The organism is Lysinibacillus sp. KU-BSD001 (genome assembly GCF_042920265.1).
GTDB lineage: Bacteria > Bacillota > Bacilli > Bacillales_A > Planococcaceae > Lysinibacillus_B.
The window spans coordinates 357,697-377,789 of record NZ_JBDQZI010000002.1 but is presented as its reverse complement, the minus strand read 5'-3'; the positions used below and the strand labels follow the sequence as shown (position 1 = coordinate 377,789).

The 20,093-nt window shown below is 42.7% G+C and carries 23 protein-coding genes; 22 read left to right on the top strand and 1 reads right to left on the bottom strand.

Features of this window, described 5'->3' with window-relative positions; translation table 11 throughout:
• The first annotated feature begins 3 nt into the window (after nucleotides 1–3).
• From AAGS61_RS05060 to AAGS61_RS04975, 18 genes are all read left to right on the top strand, one after another.
• Complete coding sequence (locus tag AAGS61_RS05060; RefSeq protein ID WP_391368219.1) at nucleotides 4–189, top strand: DUF4177 domain-containing protein; 186 nt, start codon at nucleotides 4–6, stop codon at nucleotides 187–189.
• 59 nt (nucleotides 190–248) lie between these two features.
• Nucleotides 249–863: a PH domain-containing protein gene (locus tag AAGS61_RS05055; protein ID WP_391368216.1), complete on the top strand. Its 615-nt coding sequence runs from the start codon at nucleotides 249–251 to the stop codon at nucleotides 861–863.
• A 79-nt stretch (nucleotides 864–942) separates the two neighbouring features.
• Nucleotides 943–1,788 (top strand): hypothetical protein, encoded by an 846-nt coding sequence (locus AAGS61_RS05050; RefSeq protein ID WP_391368213.1) that lies wholly within the window; start codon nucleotides 943–945, stop codon nucleotides 1,786–1,788.
• Between the two features lie 275 nt (nucleotides 1,789–2,063).
• Nucleotides 2,064–2,774 (top strand): GntR family transcriptional regulator, encoded by a 711-nt coding sequence (locus AAGS61_RS05045; RefSeq protein WP_391368211.1) that lies wholly within the window; start codon nucleotides 2,064–2,066, stop codon nucleotides 2,772–2,774.
• A gap of 775 nt (nucleotides 2,775–3,549) precedes the next feature.
• Nucleotides 3,550–3,972 carry a phosphonate C-P lyase system protein PhnG gene (gene phnG, locus AAGS61_RS05040; RefSeq protein WP_391368208.1) on the top strand — a complete coding sequence of 141 codons (423 nt, stop codon included), beginning with the start codon at nucleotides 3,550–3,552 and terminating at the stop codon, nucleotides 3,970–3,972.
• A gap of 12 nt (nucleotides 3,973–3,984) precedes the next feature.
• Nucleotides 3,985–4,557, top strand: coding sequence for a phosphonate C-P lyase system protein PhnH (phnH, locus tag AAGS61_RS05035; protein WP_391368206.1), 573 nt, complete (start codon nucleotides 3,985–3,987; stop codon nucleotides 4,555–4,557).
• A complete protein-coding gene (locus tag AAGS61_RS05030; RefSeq protein ID WP_391368203.1) occupies nucleotides 4,557–5,642 on the top strand; it encodes a carbon-phosphorus lyase complex subunit PhnI in 1,086 nt (361 codons plus the stop codon). The genes phnH and AAGS61_RS05030 overlap by 1 nt, the downstream gene beginning before the upstream one ends.
• Complete coding sequence (locus AAGS61_RS05025) at nucleotides 5,639–6,484, top strand: alpha-D-ribose 1-methylphosphonate 5-phosphate C-P-lyase PhnJ (RefSeq protein WP_391368200.1); 846 nt, start codon at nucleotides 5,639–5,641, stop codon at nucleotides 6,482–6,484. Before AAGS61_RS05030 ends, AAGS61_RS05025 begins: the two co-directional genes overlap by 4 nt.
• Nucleotides 6,481–7,320, top strand: coding sequence for an ATP-binding cassette domain-containing protein (locus AAGS61_RS05020; protein WP_391368197.1), 840 nt, complete (start codon nucleotides 6,481–6,483; stop codon nucleotides 7,318–7,320). The genes AAGS61_RS05025 and AAGS61_RS05020 overlap by 4 nt, the downstream gene beginning before the upstream one ends.
• A gap of 12 nt (nucleotides 7,321–7,332) precedes the next feature.
• Nucleotides 7,333–8,505 (top strand): phosphonate metabolism protein PhnM, encoded by a 1,173-nt coding sequence (phnM, locus tag AAGS61_RS05015; RefSeq protein ID WP_391368194.1) that lies wholly within the window; start codon nucleotides 7,333–7,335, stop codon nucleotides 8,503–8,505.
• An 11-nt stretch (nucleotides 8,506–8,516) separates the two neighbouring features.
• Nucleotides 8,517–9,215 carry a phosphonate C-P lyase system protein PhnL gene (gene phnL, locus AAGS61_RS05010; RefSeq protein WP_391368191.1) on the top strand — a complete coding sequence of 233 codons (699 nt, stop codon included), beginning with the start codon at nucleotides 8,517–8,519 and terminating at the stop codon, nucleotides 9,213–9,215.
• Nucleotides 9,212–10,027 carry a PHP domain-containing protein gene (locus tag AAGS61_RS05005; protein WP_391368188.1) on the top strand — a complete coding sequence of 272 codons (816 nt, stop codon included), beginning with the start codon at nucleotides 9,212–9,214 and terminating at the stop codon, nucleotides 10,025–10,027. The genes phnL and AAGS61_RS05005 overlap by 4 nt, the downstream gene beginning before the upstream one ends.
• 116 nt (nucleotides 10,028–10,143) lie before the next feature.
• Nucleotides 10,144–11,193, top strand: coding sequence for a phosphate/phosphite/phosphonate ABC transporter substrate-binding protein (locus AAGS61_RS05000; RefSeq protein WP_391368185.1), 1,050 nt, complete (start codon nucleotides 10,144–10,146; stop codon nucleotides 11,191–11,193).
• A gap of 94 nt (nucleotides 11,194–11,287) precedes the next feature.
• Complete coding sequence (gene phnC, locus AAGS61_RS04995; protein ID WP_391368182.1) at nucleotides 11,288–12,124, top strand: phosphonate ABC transporter ATP-binding protein; 837 nt, start codon at nucleotides 11,288–11,290, stop codon at nucleotides 12,122–12,124.
• 13 nt (nucleotides 12,125–12,137) lie between these two features.
• Entirely contained in the window at nucleotides 12,138–12,926 is a 789-nt protein-coding gene (gene phnE / locus AAGS61_RS04990; RefSeq protein WP_391368179.1) for a phosphonate ABC transporter, permease protein PhnE, read from the top strand.
• Entirely contained in the window at nucleotides 12,926–13,771 is an 846-nt protein-coding gene (locus tag AAGS61_RS04985; protein WP_391368176.1) for a PhnE/PtxC family ABC transporter permease, read from the top strand. The genes phnE and AAGS61_RS04985 overlap by 1 nt, the downstream gene beginning before the upstream one ends.
• Nucleotides 13,772–14,512: 741 nt before the next feature.
• A complete protein-coding gene (locus tag AAGS61_RS04980; RefSeq protein WP_391368173.1) occupies nucleotides 14,513–15,025 on the top strand; it encodes a DUF3841 domain-containing protein in 513 nt (170 codons plus the stop codon).
• Between the two features lie 24 nt (nucleotides 15,026–15,049).
• On the top strand, nucleotides 15,050–15,559 hold the full coding sequence (locus AAGS61_RS04975; protein ID WP_391368170.1) for a MepB family protein: 510 nt from the start codon (nucleotides 15,050–15,052) through the stop codon (nucleotides 15,557–15,559).
• 73 nt (nucleotides 15,560–15,632) lie between these two features.
• Here AAGS61_RS04975 and AAGS61_RS04970 read toward each other — a convergent pair whose 3' ends face one another.
• On the bottom strand, nucleotides 15,633–15,821 hold the full coding sequence (locus AAGS61_RS04970) for a hypothetical protein (protein ID WP_391368167.1): 189 nt from the start codon (nucleotides 15,819–15,821) through the stop codon (nucleotides 15,633–15,635).
• Between the two features lie 143 nt (nucleotides 15,822–15,964).
• Here AAGS61_RS04970 and AAGS61_RS04965 point away from each other — a divergent pair, with 143 nt between their 5' ends.
• The 4 genes from AAGS61_RS04965 (at nucleotide 15,965) to AAGS61_RS04950 (ending at nucleotide 20,091) form a co-directional block, all read left to right on the top strand.
• A complete protein-coding gene (locus AAGS61_RS04965) occupies nucleotides 15,965–16,891 on the top strand; it encodes a DUF4003 family protein (RefSeq protein WP_391368164.1) in 927 nt (308 codons plus the stop codon).
• A gap of 427 nt (nucleotides 16,892–17,318) precedes the next feature.
• A complete protein-coding gene (locus AAGS61_RS04960; protein ID WP_391368161.1) occupies nucleotides 17,319–18,056 on the top strand; it encodes a metallophosphoesterase in 738 nt (245 codons plus the stop codon).
• A 160-nt stretch (nucleotides 18,057–18,216) separates the two neighbouring features.
• The gene (locus tag AAGS61_RS04955) at nucleotides 18,217–18,699 is read left to right on the top strand and encodes a DUF4358 domain-containing protein (RefSeq protein WP_391368158.1); all 483 of its coding nucleotides are present in this window, start codon (nucleotides 18,217–18,219) and stop codon (nucleotides 18,697–18,699) included.
• Between the two features lie 6 nt (nucleotides 18,700–18,705).
• The gene (locus AAGS61_RS04950; protein ID WP_391368155.1) at nucleotides 18,706–20,091 is read left to right on the top strand and encodes an MBOAT family O-acyltransferase; all 1,386 of its coding nucleotides are present in this window, start codon (nucleotides 18,706–18,708) and stop codon (nucleotides 20,089–20,091) included.
• Nucleotides 20,092–20,093: the final 2 nt, after the last annotated feature.

Sequence of the window (20,093 nt, the reverse complement as noted above, 5' to 3'; positions counted from 1 at the left end):
TGGATGTATAGGTACGAGATAGTAAATATTGAAGTAGGGAAAATGACAGGCAAGATTAAAGCGGATATTGACCGCACGATTCATGACTATGCCAAGCAAGGCTGGCGTTTACATAGCTGTGTGCCGATTAATAATGGGGCGTCTGGCATGACAGGCGAAATAAAAGTCATTTTTGAGAAAGAAATGTAAAAGGGATATATACAAAGCGTGTAGAATCATACCTATGTAACGAAAAGGGAGGCTGTCATATGTTCAAAAAAATTGCTGCAGATGCGTTAGGGTTATCCGATATTGGGGTCGTTGTACCGCGAGCGGACTTCGATAAAACCGATGCCGATGATTTTATTTTTACTGAAATCGACGAGCAAATTTATTTCCTTATTAAAACAAAGGCAGATGAGTATTGCTTTACGAACTACGGGTTAATCCATGTAGACGGGGCGAATGCCATCAGTAAAAAGCGTATGCTTCGTCGCTATGATTATGAGCATAGCACGATTGATAACGTTCTACTGGAAACAGCAGGGACAATTGATCTCGATGTGGAGATTAAATTTACAATCGGTAACACATCGTTATCGATTGATATTCACAAAAAATTCCTGAATGAAATTAAAGACTTGTATAAGGCGCTACATGCGATTTCACTGGAGCAACAGTCGAATGCCTATAAGCTGGAGGCAGCGAAACAAAGCTTAACACTCGCTTCCAGTGCACTTGGGCGTATTGGCAATGATGACGTGTCCCCCGCGACATCCTTTGAGGACATCACGAAATTCGCACATAGCTGGCTTTTACAAAATAAAAAAGCGTATGTGAAAAAAGATTTCGGTGATGTGTTTGAGAAGTATATTAATAACTAAACGGCAGCATCCACTCGTGCAGTGGATGCTTTTTTATATGCTACAATAGTAGTAGTATGGAAAGAAATGGGCGATTTAAATGAAGAAAAAGAAGAACGTATACTACGGTGTGTATGGCCCCTTGTTTAAAGGGGTTGTACATTCTGGACAAGCATTCAAAGAGCAAGTATCAGGGAAAAAGGGGATGTATGGTAAACGATTTAAAACAGAGCAAGAAGCGCTGGAGTGGGTAGAAAACTTTATATCCCCGGCAGAAAAACACCAGCTACGCCAATCGGGTGATGCATGCGTGTATGCAATTTGTGGCCCAGATTTTACAGGGATAGTGCATTCAAAAGAGGAGTTTGTGGAAAAGGTGTTTGGTAAAAAGGGCATGCGTGGCAAAAAATGTGTCAATGAACAACAAGCACAGAAGTGGATGGACTCCTTTACGCAACGAGGGAAAAAGAAGAAAAAAGTGAAGCAGATAGTAGACATACGAGAGACGGTGCTATTTGTAGAGCCGACACCGAAAGAACTAAAGCAACAGGTCATTCTTTATATTGATGGTGGCTATAAAAATAATCGAGGGACATACGGCGTTGTGGCGTATTCGGCGAAAAGCATTGAGCCTATTTACCGAGATTTCGGCTATGTGTACGACGAGCGCTTTAATGCATTGAAAAATACAGGGGCAGAATTAATGGCTTGCCTGCGCGGATTAGAATGGGCATTTGCTAACAATATGGATCAAGTATGCATCATTTATGATTTTGAAGGCATCGTCAGTCATTGTGCTAAAACCCAGTCAAATGAAACTCTCACCCTCTATCAACAAATGATGGGGGATTTTAAAAAGCATCTGCATATTCACTTTTTACATGTGCGGCACGCCAACAAAACTCTTCACGCAGAAGCTCACCGATTAACGCAGTTAGTCCTGTAGCGGAATTTTAGCTGTGATTTCATGAACTTTTTCAGCCCCCTCATGGCGATAGGGGGCTTTTTTATCTCAATTATCACGAAGCGTCATAAAGAAAAAAGTGGTAAAAAAATATGCTATTTACACACGCTTAAAGTACTTTTTACAATTTCTTCATAAATGTGCGCGCACCTCTATATATCAATGTTTTGGAGGCCTATGTATTCTGGTCTAGGACAAAACGAACTTGCATAATGTTTGTACAAATTTTATTCTATGGCAACAGAAAAGGTTGTGGGGTGAAGAGGTTGGATGAGCAGGAGTTAGTAGTGAAGGATTATTTACTACAAGGAATCGCTGCGGGGGATTTTTCGCACGATGGAAAAATGCCAAGTGAATATACATTAGTGGAGATGTTTGGCGTTCCACGTATAAAGGTACGGAATGTTTATAACCTGTTGGAAAAAATGGGCTTTATTTATTCGCAGAAAGGGATTGGACGCTTTTTAAGGCATCAGCAAAAGCCGTTAGAGGTCGTGATGTCTGGGGATATCAGCTTTAGCGAAAAAATGCTCAACCATACCTCCAACTATAAATCGATTGTGACAAAAATTGAGCAAGTGTCAAAAGACCATGTCATTTTTAGTAAGCCGTATGTCACTGGTGGTACGCTGTATTTAATTGAGCGGTTGCGCTTTATTGACGGAGAACCAGCTGCGATTCATCGCTCGTATGTCGTGGCTGAAAATGTGCCTGAGGTGAAGCAAGTGAATAACCGTTTAACGTCCATGTACCAATTTTATAAGCAGCATGGTGTCAATCAATTCCGTAGTTCCTTCTCGCAATTAGCCGTCACATTTCCAAATGAGCTGGACCGGACATTGCTTGACTGTGAAATATTAGTACCCCTTGTGAAAGTAGAATCGGACAATTGGGATGCAGAGCGTAATGTATTACTGGAATATACCGAAATTTTATACCGAACAGATCGCTTCTTTTTTCAAATATAGCGTGTTTTTTAGTGCTCGTAATGAGTGAAAAATGCATCCTAAAAATACCAGTTAAATGGTGGAAGGTATGTAACATAGCCTCCGCGCTTTGCCACAGCCTACACAGGAGCTAAAACAGGCGCGGCCTGTTTGGATCTCCTGTTCCTGCTCCTGACGCTACGCTTTCGTCGCAAAGAGAATCTTGGCTCCTGTGGCTATGGTGCGCTACGGCAAAAGTGAATACTTCTCGATATTTTAGAAAAACATTTCTATTCTCTAAAAGAAATCAATTTCTTTCTATTTGCAAGTATAATTGCCCAGCCTCTACCGTAATGAATGAGCATCGTTCTTTATTTTTAGCAACTGATTATTGTATTGAACAATAGTTGCTTGTAGCGCAGGCGCGAGAGTGTAGCTGACGGCATACGCCTTTCGCTACAGAGCAAAGCTTCCTACGGGAAAAGCGAGACAATCAAGACCCCGCAGGAGTGAGGTACGAACGACGAGGAGGCTTGATCTCGCCCGTGGAAAGCGAGTGCCGGAGCGGAAAGCAACGGTTACTCAAATGGTAATATATGTTTTAGAATTTGCTCATTATGAGTTAGTAGATATTCATTAAGAAATGAAGGGCATATCCCGAAAGTTTTTACTTTCAGGATATGCTTTTTTTGATGGGGAAGAAATAAATCCTCACATGGCGCCATTTTTGTAAAAGTGAATTTACAGGAACTTCACGAAACCTTTTCACTACGCAACTTGGCGACAAGTTAAGGTAATGGTGAAAGGAGTTGGTCATGTGAAACGAGCTGAACGGACCAAATTATTAATTGAGGTTGGACGTGAAGAAGCATTACAGATGGCAAATGAAGTATGTACACAACACGAGGTGATTGAAATACAAGCGCCAAGAGAGGGGCTTGTCATGATTAAAATGCGGGAATCCGCACAGCAATCACTTTTTTATATAGGGGAAACGTTAGTGACAGAAACAAAGGTGAAAATTGGTGAGGCATTTGGACTTGGACTCGTTCGAGAGTATGAGCCAGAGCTGTCCAAAGCATTGGCGATCATTGATGCTGCCTATAATGGACAACTGCCTGAAGTAGCTGCGTGGGAGGAAATATTTACAAAACTTTCACAACGACTCGAACAGGAACAGCACGAGGTGAAACGCTCCATCGAACGGACAAAAGTACAGTTCGATACGATGTCGATTTAAGGAGGAGAAAAAATGGAAATGACACATTTTACTCAGCAAACATTTCGGACGCTAATGGATTGCTTTGCGCGACCAGGCAAAAAAGAGGCAGTACAACCATTGCATGCTGTTGACGGACTATACGCTGAAACATTGTCTGTTTTAATGACATTGCTGGATGGAGAAGTGAGCTTCCAAACGGTTGGTGAAGAGGAGCGACTGCAACGCGAGCTGCGCGCATGGACAGGTGCCAAGATGAACGAGTTTGGCGCGGCCGATTTTATCATTGTGCCTGCACAAGCGAAAGAGGAGCAAGTGCTAGAAGCATTAGCGGTAGCCAAAATCGGGAATTTAATTGATCCGCAGCAATCGGCTACATTCGTGATGGAAGTAGCGCAGGACCAAAGAAAGACGGTATATGCATTAACAGGACCAGGCATTCAGCATCAGGAAGTAATGGAAATCGCATTATCTCCGAACATTGTGCAGCTACGTGCGAAGCGAAATCGCGAGTTTCCGCTCGGGGTTGATCTCATTTTGATTGATCAAGCAGGTAAGGTACTTGCTTTACCACGAACAACGATGATGAAAGAGGTGAACAACTAATGGCATATGTAGCAGTGCGAGGCGGGGCAGAGGCGATTGACGCTTCTTTAGAGCATTTGCAGTATGAGCGCGTCAAGCATGGTGCCCACGTATCTGTGCAAACATTACAGGCAACGATGCGCGGCTTTTTAGATCAAGTGATGTCTGAAAGTAGCTTATATAGTGAACGTTTAGCCTCTTTAGCGATGAAGCAAAGCGAGGGGAATGCAGAGGAGGCCGTGTTTTTATTACGTGCCCACCGTTCCACGTTGCCGCGCTTATATTATTCGACAGTAACAGATGCACGTGAAATGTTTGTCCTACGACGCATTTCAGCGAGCTTTAAAGATATTCCAGGTGGACAAATATTAGGGGCTTCCCACGATTATTTACATCGTTTGTTGGACTTTGAGCTGCTGGAGGAGACGGTGGCAGATGTTGTGCGAAAGAAAGCCCAATTTGAACAAATCGATACACCTGAAGAAAGTAAGCTTCCTTTAGAGCACCTCCCTAAAGTAATGGATTACTTGCGAGAAGAAGGCTTAGTGCGAGAGTTTCCATTAAATGATCAGGAGCCAAGCGATGTGACGAAGCAAGCGATGGCGTTTCCAACGAATCGTTCCCAGCGCTTGCAAACATTAACACGAGGTCAAACGGGGACAGTTACGTCACTTGGCTATGCAGGTTTACGTGGCTACGGTGCCTCCCATCCAAATGTGGGCGAGGTACGAGTCGGCTGGCAACCGATTTATGTCGCATTAGAAGACGAGGCAGACCCTTACTATATTGGCGCCATTAAGCTAACGGAAGTCGAGTCCTTTATTCCGGTCAATGTAGATGAAGAAGGGCAACAAGTATTGGAATTTGATATCGGCTACGGTGCCTGTTTTGGGCAAAACGAAACGAAGGCGATTGCGATGTCGATCATGGATCACGCGTTAGAAGTCGGGGGCGATTCGCCAATTCATGATGAAGAATTTGTCCTACTTCACGTTGATATTATTGAATCGACAGGATTCATTTCCCATTTAAAAATGCCACATTATGTGACATTCCAAGCATTGTTAGAACAAATCCGCAGCATCAAAAAGGAGGGGAACCGATGAGTACAGTACCATTTGCATTGTTAGATGAACAATCAAAGCGTGAAATCCGACGGGCTATTTTGAAGGGGATTGCGATTCCAGGCTACCAAGTACCATTTGCCTCACGTGAGCTGCCGATTGCCCGCGGCTGGGGGACAGGGGGCTTGCAGGTGACGCTTGCATTAATCGGGAAAGAGGATGTGCTAAAGGTTATCGATCAAGGCTCGGATGATTCCGTCAATGCGGTTAATATTAAAAAGCTTGTGACGAAAACAACTGGCGTACAAACAACGATTCGTACGCAGGATGCGACACTTGTGCAATCACGTCACCGTATCCCAGAAGTACCACTGCGCCCGGATCAAGTATTAGTGCTACAAGTGCCAGAGCCAGAGCCATTACGTGACATTGAGCGCAGTGAATATAAAACAAAGCGCTATCATGCAGAAAAAGAATATAGCGGTGCGTATTTAATGTTATTTGAGCAAATTATGCGCTATAACCAAACGTCGCAAGGGGCGGATTATCCGGTAATGGTAAATGATCGCTACGTGATGAATCCAAGTCCGATTCCGCGTTTTGATAATCCGAAAATCCATGAAAGTGATGCACTGATCCTTTTTGGGGCGGGGCGTGAGAAAAAGATTTACGCTGTCCCACCTTACACAAAAGTAGAATCGCTTGCATTTGAGGACTATCCGTTTGTCGTCGAGCAATTTGAAGGGAAGGCTTGTCGAGAAACAGGCTTAACAGGAGTCTATTTAGATGAGCTCACAGATGAAGTGACAGGCGAAACGTACTATTTATGTAACGATACGAGTTATATGCAAGAAAAATTACAGCAAAAGGTGGCAGCAAAATGACGCAAGAACAACCGGTATTAACGATTCGGCAGTTATCTAAGCAATATGGTGATGGTTGTGCGCATTGTCAGCAAGAAGAGGCGAAGCTTGAAAAAAACTTTTGCCCTGTTTGTAAAACCGTCTATGCTTGTCGAAATGTTTCATTGGATTTATACCGCGGCGAAATATTGGGTATTGTTGGGGAAAGTGGTAGCGGTAAATCAACCTTTATGAAAAGTCTTTATTTTGATGAAACCGTTACATCAGGCGAGGGCTATTTAACGGATTACGAAAATGGCGAAGTCAATATTTTTACGGAATCGAGCCAAATGAAGCGCCATATTCGCAATACGATTTTAGGTATGGTGTACCAAAATCCGATGCTTGGACTGAAAATGGACTTTTCATCGATGAGTAATATTGCCGAAAAGCAAATTGCGGCAGGCAATCGCCACGTTCGGAATATGGAGGAGCGTAGCCTGGAGCTGCTGCGACATGTGAATATTCCAGTCCACCGCAGTAAGGAAGCACCGAAAAACTTCTCAGGTGGGATGCAACAGCGTGTTCAAATCGCGAAAGCGTTGTCTAATAATCCACCGATTCTACTATTAGATGAAGTAACAACAGGACTCGATTTATCGGTACAGGCAGATGTTTTAGATTTAATCAAATCGATTCAACGTGAATTAAACATTTCCATGATTGTCGTATCGCATGATTTAGCGGTCATTCGTATGCTTGCTGACCGCACGATTGTCATGCTGAACGGGGAAATTATCGAGCATGGTTTAACGGATCAGGTGTTAGAGGACCCGCAGCACGAATATACACAACAATTAGTTTACTCATTACTGTAAGGAGGCACATCGATGCTGGCAATTATTAATGGAGTTATTGTGACAGAAGAGCAATTTTTAACGAATCATATCGTATTAGTAGAGGGCAATACGATTCATGCGATTGTGCCGGAAGCAGATGTGGATTTACAAGGCATGGACGTGTTAGATGCACGAGGTGGCTATGTTTCACCAGGTTTTGTTGATATTCACTCAGATTATATTGAAACGATTGTGAGCCCGCGTCCAACTTCTGTGATGAGCATGAACATTGGGTTACGTGAGAGCGAACGCATTTTAATGACACACGGCATTACGACAATTTTCCATTCCTTATCTTATTACGGGGATGATAAATATTCACATAAGGCGATTCGCAATCCAGAAAACGTTCAAAAATGTGTCGATGCGATTTACGCTTCGCATGACGAGCCGCATTTAATTCGTCATCGCCTGCACGCACGTTTTGAAATTGATTCGATTGATCAAATTCCAAATTTAGAGCGCAATATTTTAGATGGCAAAGTGCATTTACTGTCATTTATGGATCATACGCCAGGGCAGGGGCAATATCGCAATCTAGAAATTTATAAAAATATTATGCGCGGCTATCGTTCGATGACAGACCAAGAGGCAGATGTGTTAATTCAGGAGCAGGTCGATAAGACGAAAATGACACTCGATGATATTGAGCGCTTAAGCCGACTCGCGATTGAGCATAACATTGCGGTTGCTTCGCATGATGATGATGATGTAGCGAAACTACAGCTCGTACAGTCGTATGGGACAACAATTAGTGAGTTTCCGATCACGCTTGATGTGGCAAGAGAAGCGAAAAAAATGGGCATGCGCACAATTGCAGGTGCACCGAATATTTTAATCGGGGGCTCACACTCAGGGAATTTAAGTGCGAGTGAGGCAATTCAAGCGCAAGTCATCGACATTATATGTAGTGATTATTACCCTCCGGCGATGCTCCATGGCATTTTTGAGCTCGCGACAAAATATGAGGAAGATTTACATCGTTTATTCCAATTAGTGACGATTAACCCTGCACGTGCCGTTAATTTAGATCATGAAATTGGCTCCATTGAGGTTGGGAAAAAGGCAGATTTATTAATTATTGAGCAAATGGAAGACGGCTATCCTGTTGTCACAACAACAATGGTGGACGGCAGCATTATTATGCAAACGAATTATCGCTAAGGGGGAGAACGATGTTAACTATACAAAATTTGCAAAAATCATTTACCATTCATCATTTACAAAAAACTTTCCCAGCACTTGATCGTATTTCACTGCATGTGAAGGAGGGCGGCTTTTTAGGGATTGTCGGGAAAAGTGGAAGTGGTAAATCAACCATTTTAAAAAGCATTTACCGCACTTATGAGCCGCAAGCTGGGGAAATCCTGTTTCATTCAGAAGCCTACGGGGAGATTGATTTATTGCAGGCAACACCTCGTCAAATTGTGTATTTACGCAAGCACGAGATTGGCTATGTGTCGCAATTTTTAAATGTCATGCCTCGAACGACAGCCTTAGAGCTTGTGACGCAATCTTTATTAGATGTTGGGGTAGGACAGGAAGAAGCGGTCGACCGAGCAAAAGCGGCATTACGCCATTTTGATTTAGATGAAAAGTTGTGGAATAGTTATCCGAATAATTTCTCGGGTGGTGAAAAGCTACGTCTCAATATTGCGTGTGCGATTGTCAAAGAACCGCGTCTCCTTCTTTTAGATGAGCCGACTGCGAGCTTAGACCAAGCGTCAAAGGTCAAGGTACGTGAATCGATTGAAAAGCTCAAGGCACAGGGGACGACGTTAATCGGTATTTTCCATGATCTCGAATTCATGGAAGGGCTTTGTGATGAGGTGTTTACGATGACGAAATATAGCGACAAGGAAGTGTTAGCGTGAAAATCGACTTGCATACACATAGCCGTTATTCCGATGGCAGCGAAACATTGGAACAATTATTTCAGCAGGCAAAGGCAGCAGGGATCACACATTTAGGGGTAGTGGACCATGATACAACAGCCCATCATGCAGAGGGACGACAGCTTGCAGCACAGTACAATATCGTGTTTATCGCGGGGGTTGAAATATCGGCCTATGACTTTCAGCGTCAACGCAAGGTGCATATGCTGGGCTATGGCTTTCAAGGCGAATGTCCGCACATTCAAGCATTGTGTGCACCACTTCTTGCACGCCGACATGCGCATTCTTTATGGCAAGTAGGGCGCATACAGGAGGCGGGCTTCGCGTTAGACAAGGAGCAGGCGCTTGCCTTTGCACGCGAAAGCGGGACGTTATATAAGCAGCATATTATGAATGCACTGACAGAGGAAGCGTACGACGCGAAAAATTATCAAACATTGTACCGCTCATTATTTAAACAAGCAGGGGTTGCCGCAGGTGATATTCGCTATGTGGATGCCTTTGATGCCTTACGCGCCATTCATGCAGATGGCGGGGTGGCTGTATTGGCACATCCAGGACAGCTGGATTCTTTTGATATCGCAGAAGAGCTTGTGCAAGAGGGGCTAGATGGGATCGAGCTCATTCACCCGGACCATACGCCTCTACATATGGAACGGGTGCAACAGTTGGCAGACAAGTACCAATTAGTTACAACGGGTGGATCGGATTATCACGGTCGATATGGTGCCTCTGTACAGCTGGGACACTATACAATCCCTCATTTACAAAAACCGGCATTTGTAAAGTGAATGTAAAGCATTATTAAGAAAAGCGCGCGGCTATTTTCAAGTGGGTATTGTGATGGTTAAATGGGGCATGTAGAGCGGTTTTACAAACTATTTGAATGATAAGGGAGAAGAAAAAAATGAACAAACGATGGTTATCACTTTTGGTGGGCATGTTAAGTGTACTTTTTTTAGCTGCTTGTAGTTCTTCAAATGATAAAAATGGAACAGGGGAAGTAAAGAAAGCAAATGCAGAATCGGATGAGCCACTTGTAATGGTGTGGTATCCAAATGAATCAGGCTCTGATTTAGCTCCTTCTCGTGATGCTTTTAGTGACATTTTTGAAAAGGCAACAGGTCGTAAAGTAGAACATAAATTAACGACAGATTATGCGATTGCGATTGAATCGATTACAAATGGTAATGCACATATTGCTTATATGGGGCCACAAGGGTATATCGAAGCAAAGGAAAAAAGTGCTGATGTGGAGCCATTAGTTGTACCATCAGGCGAGTCTGGTACGTTAGACGATGCGGTGTATTATAGCTGGTTAGCTGTTCCAAAGGACAAGGCAGAACAATATAAAATCAATGGTGAATTTACGTTAGATGCAACAGAAGGCAAAAGCATTTCGTTCGTATCGGCATCGTCGACATCCGGTTTCAAAGTACCAACAAGTTCAATTATTTCTCACTTTAGCGATAAAAATTTAACAGAGGAAGCATTAATGGAAGGTAATGAGGTGTATCCGGATGTCCTATTCGGTGATTCGCACCAAGGCTCAGCGGTAAATATGTTAATGGAGCGCTCGGACATTGCAGCATTTTGTAATACATGTGTAGAGGCGTATGTAGAGATCGTGGAAGGCGAAAAAAATACACCAGGGGCCGTATATAAAGTAAAAGACGATGCGGCAGCACCATTTAATACATTAGTTGGGGAAGAGTTTGTCCTAATCCAAGTAACGCCAGTATTAAATTCGCCATTCGTTGTAAACACATCGGTGTTAGCAGAAGAAGAGATTCAAACATTAAAAGAGATTTTAACGTCAGATGAAACAACAAATAATACAAGCATTTTTGTACCGGAAGATTCAGGCGGTGCAGGTCTATTTTATAAGGCGGCGGACGAGCGTTTCTTAGAAGTAGAAGATGCATGGTTTAACCCAGTTCGCGAACTATCAAAATAGTGCTCTAAAGGGCTTTTATCTTTCACGATAGAAGCCTTTTTTAAAAGATGTGAATCTTCAACGATAAAGACTTGCTATTAAAGGAGAGAACAAGATGTCTACGATTGTATTGGAAAGGCAGACCCAGCAGGCTGAATCCATCGTTGCACCGGATAAGACACAAGCAAATACGATTTTGCAGCTAAATAAAATTGGCAAAAGCTATGACCAAAAGGTCGTCATATTAAATGGCATTGATTTGTCATTGCACGAAGGAGAGTTCGTGTCCATTATCGGTCAATCGGGCGCAGGAAAGTCGACATTACTCCGTTGCATTAACCGTATGATTGAACCATCAAGTGGCGAAATCATTTTCAATCAGCAAGACATTACGACGTTAAGCAAAAAACAATTGCGGAAGCAACGTGCGAAAATCGGGATGATTTTTCAGCATTATAATTTAGTTTCTCGTCTTACGGTATTTGAAAATGTTCTCCATGGACGGTTTGGCTATAAATCTACGCTACAAGGGATTCTGGGCATTTATACAGAGGAAGAAAAGCGACTAGCCTTATCGATACTCGAAAAGCTCGGGATGAAGGACCATATTTATAAGCGCTGTGACCAGCTAAGTGGTGGACAAAAGCAGCGAGTAGGGATTGCCAGAGCATTAGTGCAGGAGCCGAAGCTATTATTATGTGACGAGCCAATCGCGTCCCTCGATCCGAATTCCTCGAAGGTCATTATGGATCATTTAAAGGAAATTTCACAGTCCATGGGCATTACCGTGTTAGTGAATTTACACCAAGTAGACGTGGCTATGCGTTATTCTGACCGAATTATCGGACTGAGTAAAGGAGCGAAGGTGTTCGACGGTGCACCGAAGCAATTAAGCCAGTTTGCGATACGCGATATTTATGGAACAAATGTGGACGAATTAATCATGGAGTAATGCGGAGGGTATAATGACAGAAACGAATATTTTACGTATGAAAAAGTGGCGAATGACGGGGGTATTGGTTGTTCTCATTGTATTAACGTATGGCTCAGCGGCGTTTACGAAGTTTAATCTAATCGACGGAATCAGCTCAATCCCGAGTACGATTGCCTGGATGATTGATAATTTAGTGCCATCAGCTGAAGCAATGGAAAATTTACCGAAAGTGCTAGAACGCCTGTGGGAGACGATTATTTTATCGGTGATCGCCTCTACAACAGCAGCCGTATTGGCGTTGTTTTTTGCGATGTTTGGCGCACAAACGACACAGTTCAATCGTTTCTTTGGCTTTGTCGCAAGGTTGATTGCCTCGATTTTCCGAAATGTGCCGGTTGTGGCGTGGGCACTAATCCTCGTTGTTTCATTTGGCCATAATGTCGTGACAGGCTATTTAGCTCTATTTTTCTCAACGTTTGGGTTTTTAGTGCGGATGTTCATTGAAACCATTGACGAGGCCAGCTCAGATGGGGTAGAGGCGCTAACGGCAACAGGCTCTACTTATTTTCAAATGGTATTTAAGGGTATGCTGCCAGATACGATGCCGCAAATGCTCAGCTGGGTGTTTTATATGATTGAGACGAACATTCGCAGTGCGACATTAATCGGGTTATTAACAGGTACAGGGATCGGGTATTTATTTGATCTGTACTATAAGCGGCTCGATTATGGCATGTTAGGGCTCATTACAATCATGATCGTGGCGGTTGTGTTTGTCATTGAGTTTACATCGAATAAAGTAAGGAGGGCGATTTCATAATGCAAGTTACGCCTTCATTAACAAATGTCAAAATGAGAAATGGCCGTATTCAAATCAGTAAGGTGACGAGAGCAAATGTCATGATGCGCCTCGTGCTCTGGGCACTATTGCTGATGACGGTAATCGGCCCCTTTTTACTGGATTATGGCTCGATTGAGTGGGCAACAGCGATTTCACTAACGCTAGGGAATTTAAAAATGATGTTTTTACAGCCGGCATTTCATCAAATTACATTTGCGACAGCGTTAGAGCAAATTGGTATTACACTTGCATTAGCCTTTTTAGCTACGATTTTAGGGGCAGTCGTGTCCTTTTTCCTGGCGATTTTTAGTGCCAAAAATTTAGCACCTCCGATGGTATCGAATGCGATTATTGCGTTTAATTCGTTTATAAGAGCCGTGCCGACTGTTCTCTGGGTATTGATTTTTGCGATTGTTGCAGGACTTGGGGCAGTGGCGTGTGTACTCGGGATGATGCTGCACACGATGGCTTACTTAACGAAGGCTTATGCAGAATCCTTTGAGGAGCTAGATGAAGGCACAATCGAGGCATTACGTGCGTCAGGAGCGAACTGGTGGCACATCATCGCCCATGCTGTCGTCCCGCAGTCTTCGTCTTATATGGTATCGTGGACGTTCCTGCGCTTTGAAACAAACTACGGTGTAGCCGTTGCCATGGGGGCAGCCGCAGCCGCGGGCGGTATCGGTTTCGAGCTCTTTATGGCTTCAGGCTTCTATTATGATTTACATGAAGTCGGGATGATTACGTATTGCGCCCTTATTGTCGCGATTATATTAGAGGTCGTATCGATGCGCATTAAACGAAGCTTAATGGCGAAATCATAAAAGAAAAATAGAGGTGGAGAAATGCAGAGTGCTTTCTTCACCTCTATTTGTTTTAGTAAAATCACAATGAGTAAAAATGTATCCTAAAAATACCAATTAAATAGTGAGATGTATAAAAGAAAGTGATATCATAGCCTCCGGGCTTTGCCACAGCCTACACAGGAGCTAAAACAGGCGTGGCCTGTTTGGATCTCCTGTTACGGCTCCTGTGGCTATGGCGCGCTACGGCAAAAGTGAATGCTTCTGGATATCTTAGAAAAACATTTCTCTTCTCTAAAAGAAATCAATTTCTTTCTATATAGTCGGTTTTTAAAATTTAGAGTTAAAAAAGTACGCTAATTTAACAAAGGTAGTGCATTCACCTATTTCAAATACTCTTTCTGACTCTAAAAAACCAATGCCTTCTATATAGTTGCAAGTATAATTGCCAGCCTCTACCGTAATGAATGAGCATCTTTCTTTAGTTTTAGCAACCGATTATTATATTGAACAATAGTTGCTTGTAGCGCAGGCGCGAGACTCCTACGGGAAAAGCGAGACAATCAAGACCCCGCAGGAAATTTATTTGCGACGAAAGCGTAGCGACAGGAGCAGCGAAGGATGAGCGACGAGGAGGCTTGATCTCGCCCGTGGAAAGCGAGTGCCGAAGCGGAAAGCAACGGTTACCCAAATGGTAACATATATTTCAGGATTTGCTCATTGTGAGTTAGTAAAATCATTTTATGAAGGAAGGTGAATGACGTGAAGTATTATACAATTCAAAGTAAAGCGGCATATGAACAGGCAGTGAAAAAGGGAACGCTGTCGGGCTCAAAGGAGTATGTTTGGGAAGAGTTTTTAGCTGCCTACGACTGGATGATACAGCAAATGAACAATCGAATCGGTCATAATGGCACATATCCTATTTGGCTATGGACGGAGAAACGAGATTTGCATGATGAAGCCTTGCTCCCAAGCGGCACAGCAGGCGTTCAAATTGAAGTGGAAATATCAACCCAGCAAGTACTGCTGTCTGATTTTGATGCCTGGCATATTGTGTTAATGAATGATTTCTTAGCATTACATGAAGAAGAGGATGAATTGTTTGATGCTGGAAAATGTAACCTCACAAAAGAAGCATCGTGGGAAAGAGTGTTTGATTTACAATTATTAAACCAGTCTGATTATTGGGCAGGGGCGCAAGTTATTCAGGTCACAACGGGCGAAATCAACGTATCTCAATTTAAAAAGGTGGAGCATTTTATTGCAAAATAAAGGATTTAGAGAAGGAGTACAACAATGAATGAATTTCATAAGGCATTAACATACATAAATGAACTATTTTATGCGCCTAATAAGCTCGCTATAAAAGATGTAGTAGAAGAAACTCAAAATGCGGAGTATGGGGCGGGGATATTTCAATTAAATTCTAAATCAATAAGGTTTCGAGTCGCGAAAATAACACCTACTAAGATCGGACAGTTTGTAGCCTTTTGGGAAAAGGATGATAAAAATAAAAACCAAGCATTTTCATTTGAAAAAGCGCCAGATTTATTGGTCATTAATACGTTTACTGATGATAAGCGTTTTGGACAATTCGTTTTTCCAAAAGAAGTTCTGGTGAAACAAAATATCCTAAAAACAGCTACTAAAAAAGGGAAGATGGCGATGAGGGTCTATCCTAGTTGGGATACGCCTACGAGTAAACAAGCAATAGCAACGCAAAAATGGCAATTACCCTATTTCGTTAATCTGGATGATGCCAATAGTTTAGCGGTACAGGAACTATTAAAGCTATATTCCAACTAAAATCCTTGAACCATATTCTCAGTTTAATTAGGAGCACCGTGTGCAGTAAAAAAAGCTGATTCGAATAGTCCAATCAGCTTCTGCTTTTGAGCCTTTTTTCCGTTTCAATCCCCGCACTGAAAACAGCCACTATCATCGTAAAGAAAAATAGGATTTGAATGAATCGATCTGCTGTCCAATAGCCCAAAAAATTCATAAATACAAGAATCACAAATAAAATGGCTGTCGCAATTCGGATATACAGGCGTAAATTATACGTCATGTTCAATCCTCCTATTTAGGTTAATAAGGTTATATTGTAAGGTTAACATGAAATGGATATTAAAACCAATTTATCGCTGAGTGCTTCGTTTAGAGAAACTTTTAGCGCCCTTTATCCGTATAACAACGAAAGGGGGGATCAGTATGAAGGAACGGTTGCAATTATTTGTAGATAATGTAGAAAAGATTCGCCTTTACTTCGGTGTGGACGGAGAAAGGTTCGTGAAGAAAATGGCGACACAATTAACGGTGCGCGGGCTTCGATTTTATTATCACGATTATGAGGAAGTACAAAAGCACATTAAGGCGAACACGAAATGGTATAGTGTTGCGCGAAGTAGTGTGAAAATCGCGCATGCGTATTATGTGCAGTTTGCGAAAGAGCCCGAGCAGGTGAAGCAAGCGATTGCACAGCAAGCATTCGTGAAAACAAAAGGCTTTGCCTCTTCGGAGGATGCGTGTTTAGCCGCGATGTATGTAAAAGACAGTGAGCAGGCACAAAAAATGGAGCTGTTGACGAAAGAGCTCATAAAGCAGCCAAGCTTAAAATTTTCGTCATTATCACTACCTTTACGCGCAATGCTAGCAACGCGACCCGAATCACCAGAGGAGCTAGCGACTACATACGAGCAATATTATCAACGACTAATCAGTCTAGGCTGGAAACGCGACGGTACAAGCAAACATGCCGCCTTTCTTTTGACGATTGGCACTGGTGCATGGGATGACACGATTTGGGCGAAGGTAGAGGAACTGGCGGCACTTATTCAAGCAGCGAATACAAAGCTCGAACCCCGTCATTATAGCGTTGTGTGTTTACTGGCACTGGCCAAGTTTGAAACGTCCGCCTTTCCAGCACTCACGGAAGTCCACGACCACGTGTGTCAAGTGTTAAAAGCGAAACCAAAGTATGATAATACATTACTGATCGCGACGCAAATTTACACAGCGAGCGAAGCATTTGGCGACCTCCCAACATATGATTTCGATTTTGCAGATATTGTGATGCAAGCCATCGATAGTGATTCAGGTGGTGATGCTGGTGGTGACGGCGGTGGTGGGGGAGACTAATTAAGACTAGGGTGCGAGTAAAAAATGTTGGTAAGCGGTCAAAAAGCAGCTGAACGAGCAAAAAGCCCGAGTAAACGGTCAAAAGCCACGTGTATGCGAGCAAAACGAACGTCTATCCGGTCAAAACCCGCAGCTATCCGTTCAAAAAACTAGCTCAAGCGATGTATAAAAATCGGTATTCCGTACAAACTAATTACACACTCTCCTGAGAGGTTTCTGTTTTCCGAGAAAGTGGAGATTTCTCTATTAACTTTATGTAGAGGTTTCTGCAAAGGAAGCGGGAACTCAAACTTTGATGAGATCGCATGCGATGTGGTCTCTTTTTTATGCGGAGGCACGAATGACAAAATTTTAATCCGCCAAATTTTGGTGAAGCGACCAAAAAGCGTTATAATATAAAATAACCAATCAGACAGGGAGAAGTGTTATGAATTTATTTATCGTAAGTGACATACATGGAATGGCCAAAGAATTTGAAGCAATTCTACAGCACTGGGATGAGGAAAGTTTGCTTGTAATTTTAGGGGATATGATTGATCGCGGGGAGTACTCTTATGAGGTGGTACAGCGTGTGATGGCTTTGCAGCAACAATATCCCGAAAAAGTGATTGTCATGAAAGGGAATCATGAGGATTTACTCATGTACTATGTGGACGGCTTGATGAAAGATCCAACACCGTTTTTAATGAACGGTGGTATGGAGATGCTGCGTTCATTCATTCAGGATGTCGATGTAGAGGCAACAGCTGACAATATAAAAATTTTAACAACACAGTTTGCTAAGGAAATCGACTTTTTACGGAATGCTCGCCACTATTACCAATACGGCAAGCTGCTACTGACACATGCGGGCTTTGATTCGGGACTCGATCATTGGCAAAATACAACGAGTCGTGATTTTTTGTGGATTCGAAATCATTACATACATGAAAATAAAACCGGCCTAGTGAATGTGTTTGGTCATACGCCAACACGCAATATGCATGAAATCGACGATATTTGGATTAGCCCGTGCCAAAGCTATATTGGGATCGACGGCGGCTGTGCATACGGCGGTCAATTAAATGCCCTGCTAATGAGCGAGCAAGGGGAGATTTTGGAGACATTTGTTGTGCTGTCGGGTAAGGAAATAAAGATGGAAGAAAAGGGACTGCCTCACGGATGAGACAGTCCCTTTTTTAATGCCCGTAAGTATGCTCCAGCAGAAAAGAAGCAAACTACTCGAAAGTATTTTAAAATTGAAAATATTTTATTTCGTGTAACGTAAATAGATTGTCCACGTCTAATGCCTTGAAGTACAGCAACTAGAAAAAGGAGAGAATAGTATGAAAAAAATGTGGATGATGGTGCTAACGGCGATGTTAGCGATGGTGATTGCAGCTTGTTCTGACAACGAGTCTGCGACAGTGGAAGTGAAGGAGTCTGCCAAAGAAATAGCAGACACGATGGTGACGGAAGTCGAGCAACCTGCACAAATCGAATTATCAGCAGAACAATTAAAAGAATTTTACAATATAGATGCGGAAAAGCTGGAAGATTTTTCAGTGCGCATGCCCATGATGAATGTTAAAACAAATGAAATTGCGATTTTTAAAGTAAAAGAGGCAAAAGACGTGGCAGAGATTGAAGCAGCGGCGAAACAACGCGCGGAAAATGTCATGAAGCAGTTCGAGCAATATTTACCGGATCAATATGAAAATGCGAAAAACTATAAAATCGTGACAAAAGACAATTATGTATTAATGGTGATTTCTGAAAGTGCAGAAGAACTAATCAACGTGTACGACCGCTTCTTCGAAAAAAAATAGACGGCGATGGTATTTAGTAGCCTGCTGTTCCTATTTTTATTTTTGCCGGCTGTTTTAATGCTTTATTATGTTGCCCCAAGACGAATGAGAAATCTCATTTTATTTATAATGAGCCTGCTCTTCTATGCTTGGGGTGAGCCGGTTTACATTGTCATTATGTTAGTGTCTACGGTGACCGATTATAGTTTTGGGTTGCTATTAGATAAACCGAATATGGCCGCCATTAGACGGAAGGGCATTGTCGTCTGTTCCGTTATCGTAAATCTGTTGCTGTTATCTTTTTTCAAGTACGCAGATTTTTTCATTCAAAATGTCAACGCGTTCGTCGGGACGAATATTTCACTACTAGAACTGCCTTTGCCTATCGGAATCTCTTTTTACACATTCCAATCGATGTCTTATATTATCGACGTGTATAGAGGAACCGCGAAAGCACAGCGCAATTGGATCGATTTCGGCGCGTATATTGCGCTGTTCCCGCAACTGGTGGCAGGACCAATCGTGAAATATAGTACGATTGCCGAACAACTGCAACGGCGTTCGGAAAATATGAAGATGTTCGCTGAGGGGGTTCGTCGGTTTACGATCGGACTAGCGAAAAAGGTGCTTCTGGCGAACAATATCGGCTTACTATGGGACACGATTTCTAGCTCTAATTTAGAGACGATGCCAGTGTTAACCGCTTGGCTCGGCATTATCGCCTTTGCGTTTCAAATTTACTTTGATTTTAGTGGTTATTCGGATATGGCGATTGGCCTTGGTCTCATGTTTGGTTTCCGGTTTAATGAAAACTTCAATAAACCGTATATTGCACAGAGCATAACGGACTTTTGGCGAAGATGGCATATTTCGCTTGGGTCATGGTTTCGCGAATATGTGTACATTCCGCTTGGGGGCAATCGGCGCGGGTTAGCCATCCAAATGCGTAATATCCTCATTGTGTGGATGCTCACAGGTTTTTGGCATGGTGCCAACTGGAATTTTATCGTTTGGGGGCTGTATTTTGGTGTTATTCTCCTCATGGAAAAATGGTGGGGACTTGCATTACTGCTTCGTTTACCTCGCTGGATGCGACATCTGTATGCGATCGTACTCATTCTCATCGGCTGGGTGCTATTTACCTTTGAACAGCCTGCTGCGATTGTCGATTATTTGGCAGCGATGTGGGGATTCAATGGTCAATCGCTTTGGAATGCTGAGACAGTGTACTTTTTCTACACAAACGCCGTGCTTCTATTCGTGTTACTCATTGCCTCGTTACCGATTAAGCAATGGTCAAAAACGAATGAATTATCGTTCGTTCATGTAGTGTGGTATGCCTTTCTTTATTTGCTTTCTGTCGCATATTTAGTCGATGCCACATTTAATCCGTTTTTATATTTTCGTTTTTAGGG

Coding starts and splice junctions, on each gene's coding strand:
- AAGS61_RS04985 (WP_391368176.1), top strand. CDS start 12,926: ATGCAAGTTACGCCTTCATTAACAAATGTCAAAATGAGAAATGGCCGT.
- AAGS61_RS04965 (WP_391368164.1), top strand. CDS start 15,965: ATGAAGGAACGGTTGCAATTATTTGTAGATAATGTAGAAAAGATTCGC.
- AAGS61_RS04950 (WP_391368155.1), top strand. CDS start 18,706: ATGGTATTTAGTAGCCTGCTGTTCCTATTTTTATTTTTGCCGGCTGTT.
- AAGS61_RS05050 (WP_391368213.1), top strand. CDS start 943: ATGAAGAAAAAGAAGAACGTATACTACGGTGTGTATGGCCCCTTGTTT.
- phnC (WP_391368182.1), top strand. CDS start 11,288: ATGTCTACGATTGTATTGGAAAGGCAGACCCAGCAGGCTGAATCCATC.
- AAGS61_RS05030 (WP_391368203.1), top strand. CDS start 4,557: ATGGCATATGTAGCAGTGCGAGGCGGGGCAGAGGCGATTGACGCTTCT.
- AAGS61_RS04975 (WP_391368170.1), top strand. CDS start 15,050: ATGAATGAATTTCATAAGGCATTAACATACATAAATGAACTATTTTAT.
- AAGS61_RS05000 (WP_391368185.1), top strand. CDS start 10,144: ATGAACAAACGATGGTTATCACTTTTGGTGGGCATGTTAAGTGTACTT.
- AAGS61_RS04955 (WP_391368158.1), top strand. CDS start 18,217: ATGAAAAAAATGTGGATGATGGTGCTAACGGCGATGTTAGCGATGGTG.
- phnH (WP_391368206.1), top strand. CDS start 3,985: ATGGAAATGACACATTTTACTCAGCAAACATTTCGGACGCTAATGGAT.
- AAGS61_RS04970 (WP_391368167.1), bottom strand. CDS start 15,821: ATGACGTATAATTTACGCCTGTATATCCGAATTGCGACAGCCATTTTA.
- AAGS61_RS05055 (WP_391368216.1), top strand. CDS start 249: ATGTTCAAAAAAATTGCTGCAGATGCGTTAGGGTTATCCGATATTGGG.
- phnM (WP_391368194.1), top strand. CDS start 7,333: ATGCTGGCAATTATTAATGGAGTTATTGTGACAGAAGAGCAATTTTTA.
- AAGS61_RS05020 (WP_391368197.1), top strand. CDS start 6,481: ATGACGCAAGAACAACCGGTATTAACGATTCGGCAGTTATCTAAGCAA.
- phnE (WP_391368179.1), top strand. CDS start 12,138: ATGACAGAAACGAATATTTTACGTATGAAAAAGTGGCGAATGACGGGG.
- AAGS61_RS05060 (WP_391368219.1), top strand. CDS start 4: ATGTATAGGTACGAGATAGTAAATATTGAAGTAGGGAAAATGACAGGC.
- AAGS61_RS05025 (WP_391368200.1), top strand. CDS start 5,639: ATGAGTACAGTACCATTTGCATTGTTAGATGAACAATCAAAGCGTGAA.
- AAGS61_RS04960 (WP_391368161.1), top strand. CDS start 17,319: ATGAATTTATTTATCGTAAGTGACATACATGGAATGGCCAAAGAATTT.
- phnL (WP_391368191.1), top strand. CDS start 8,517: ATGTTAACTATACAAAATTTGCAAAAATCATTTACCATTCATCATTTA.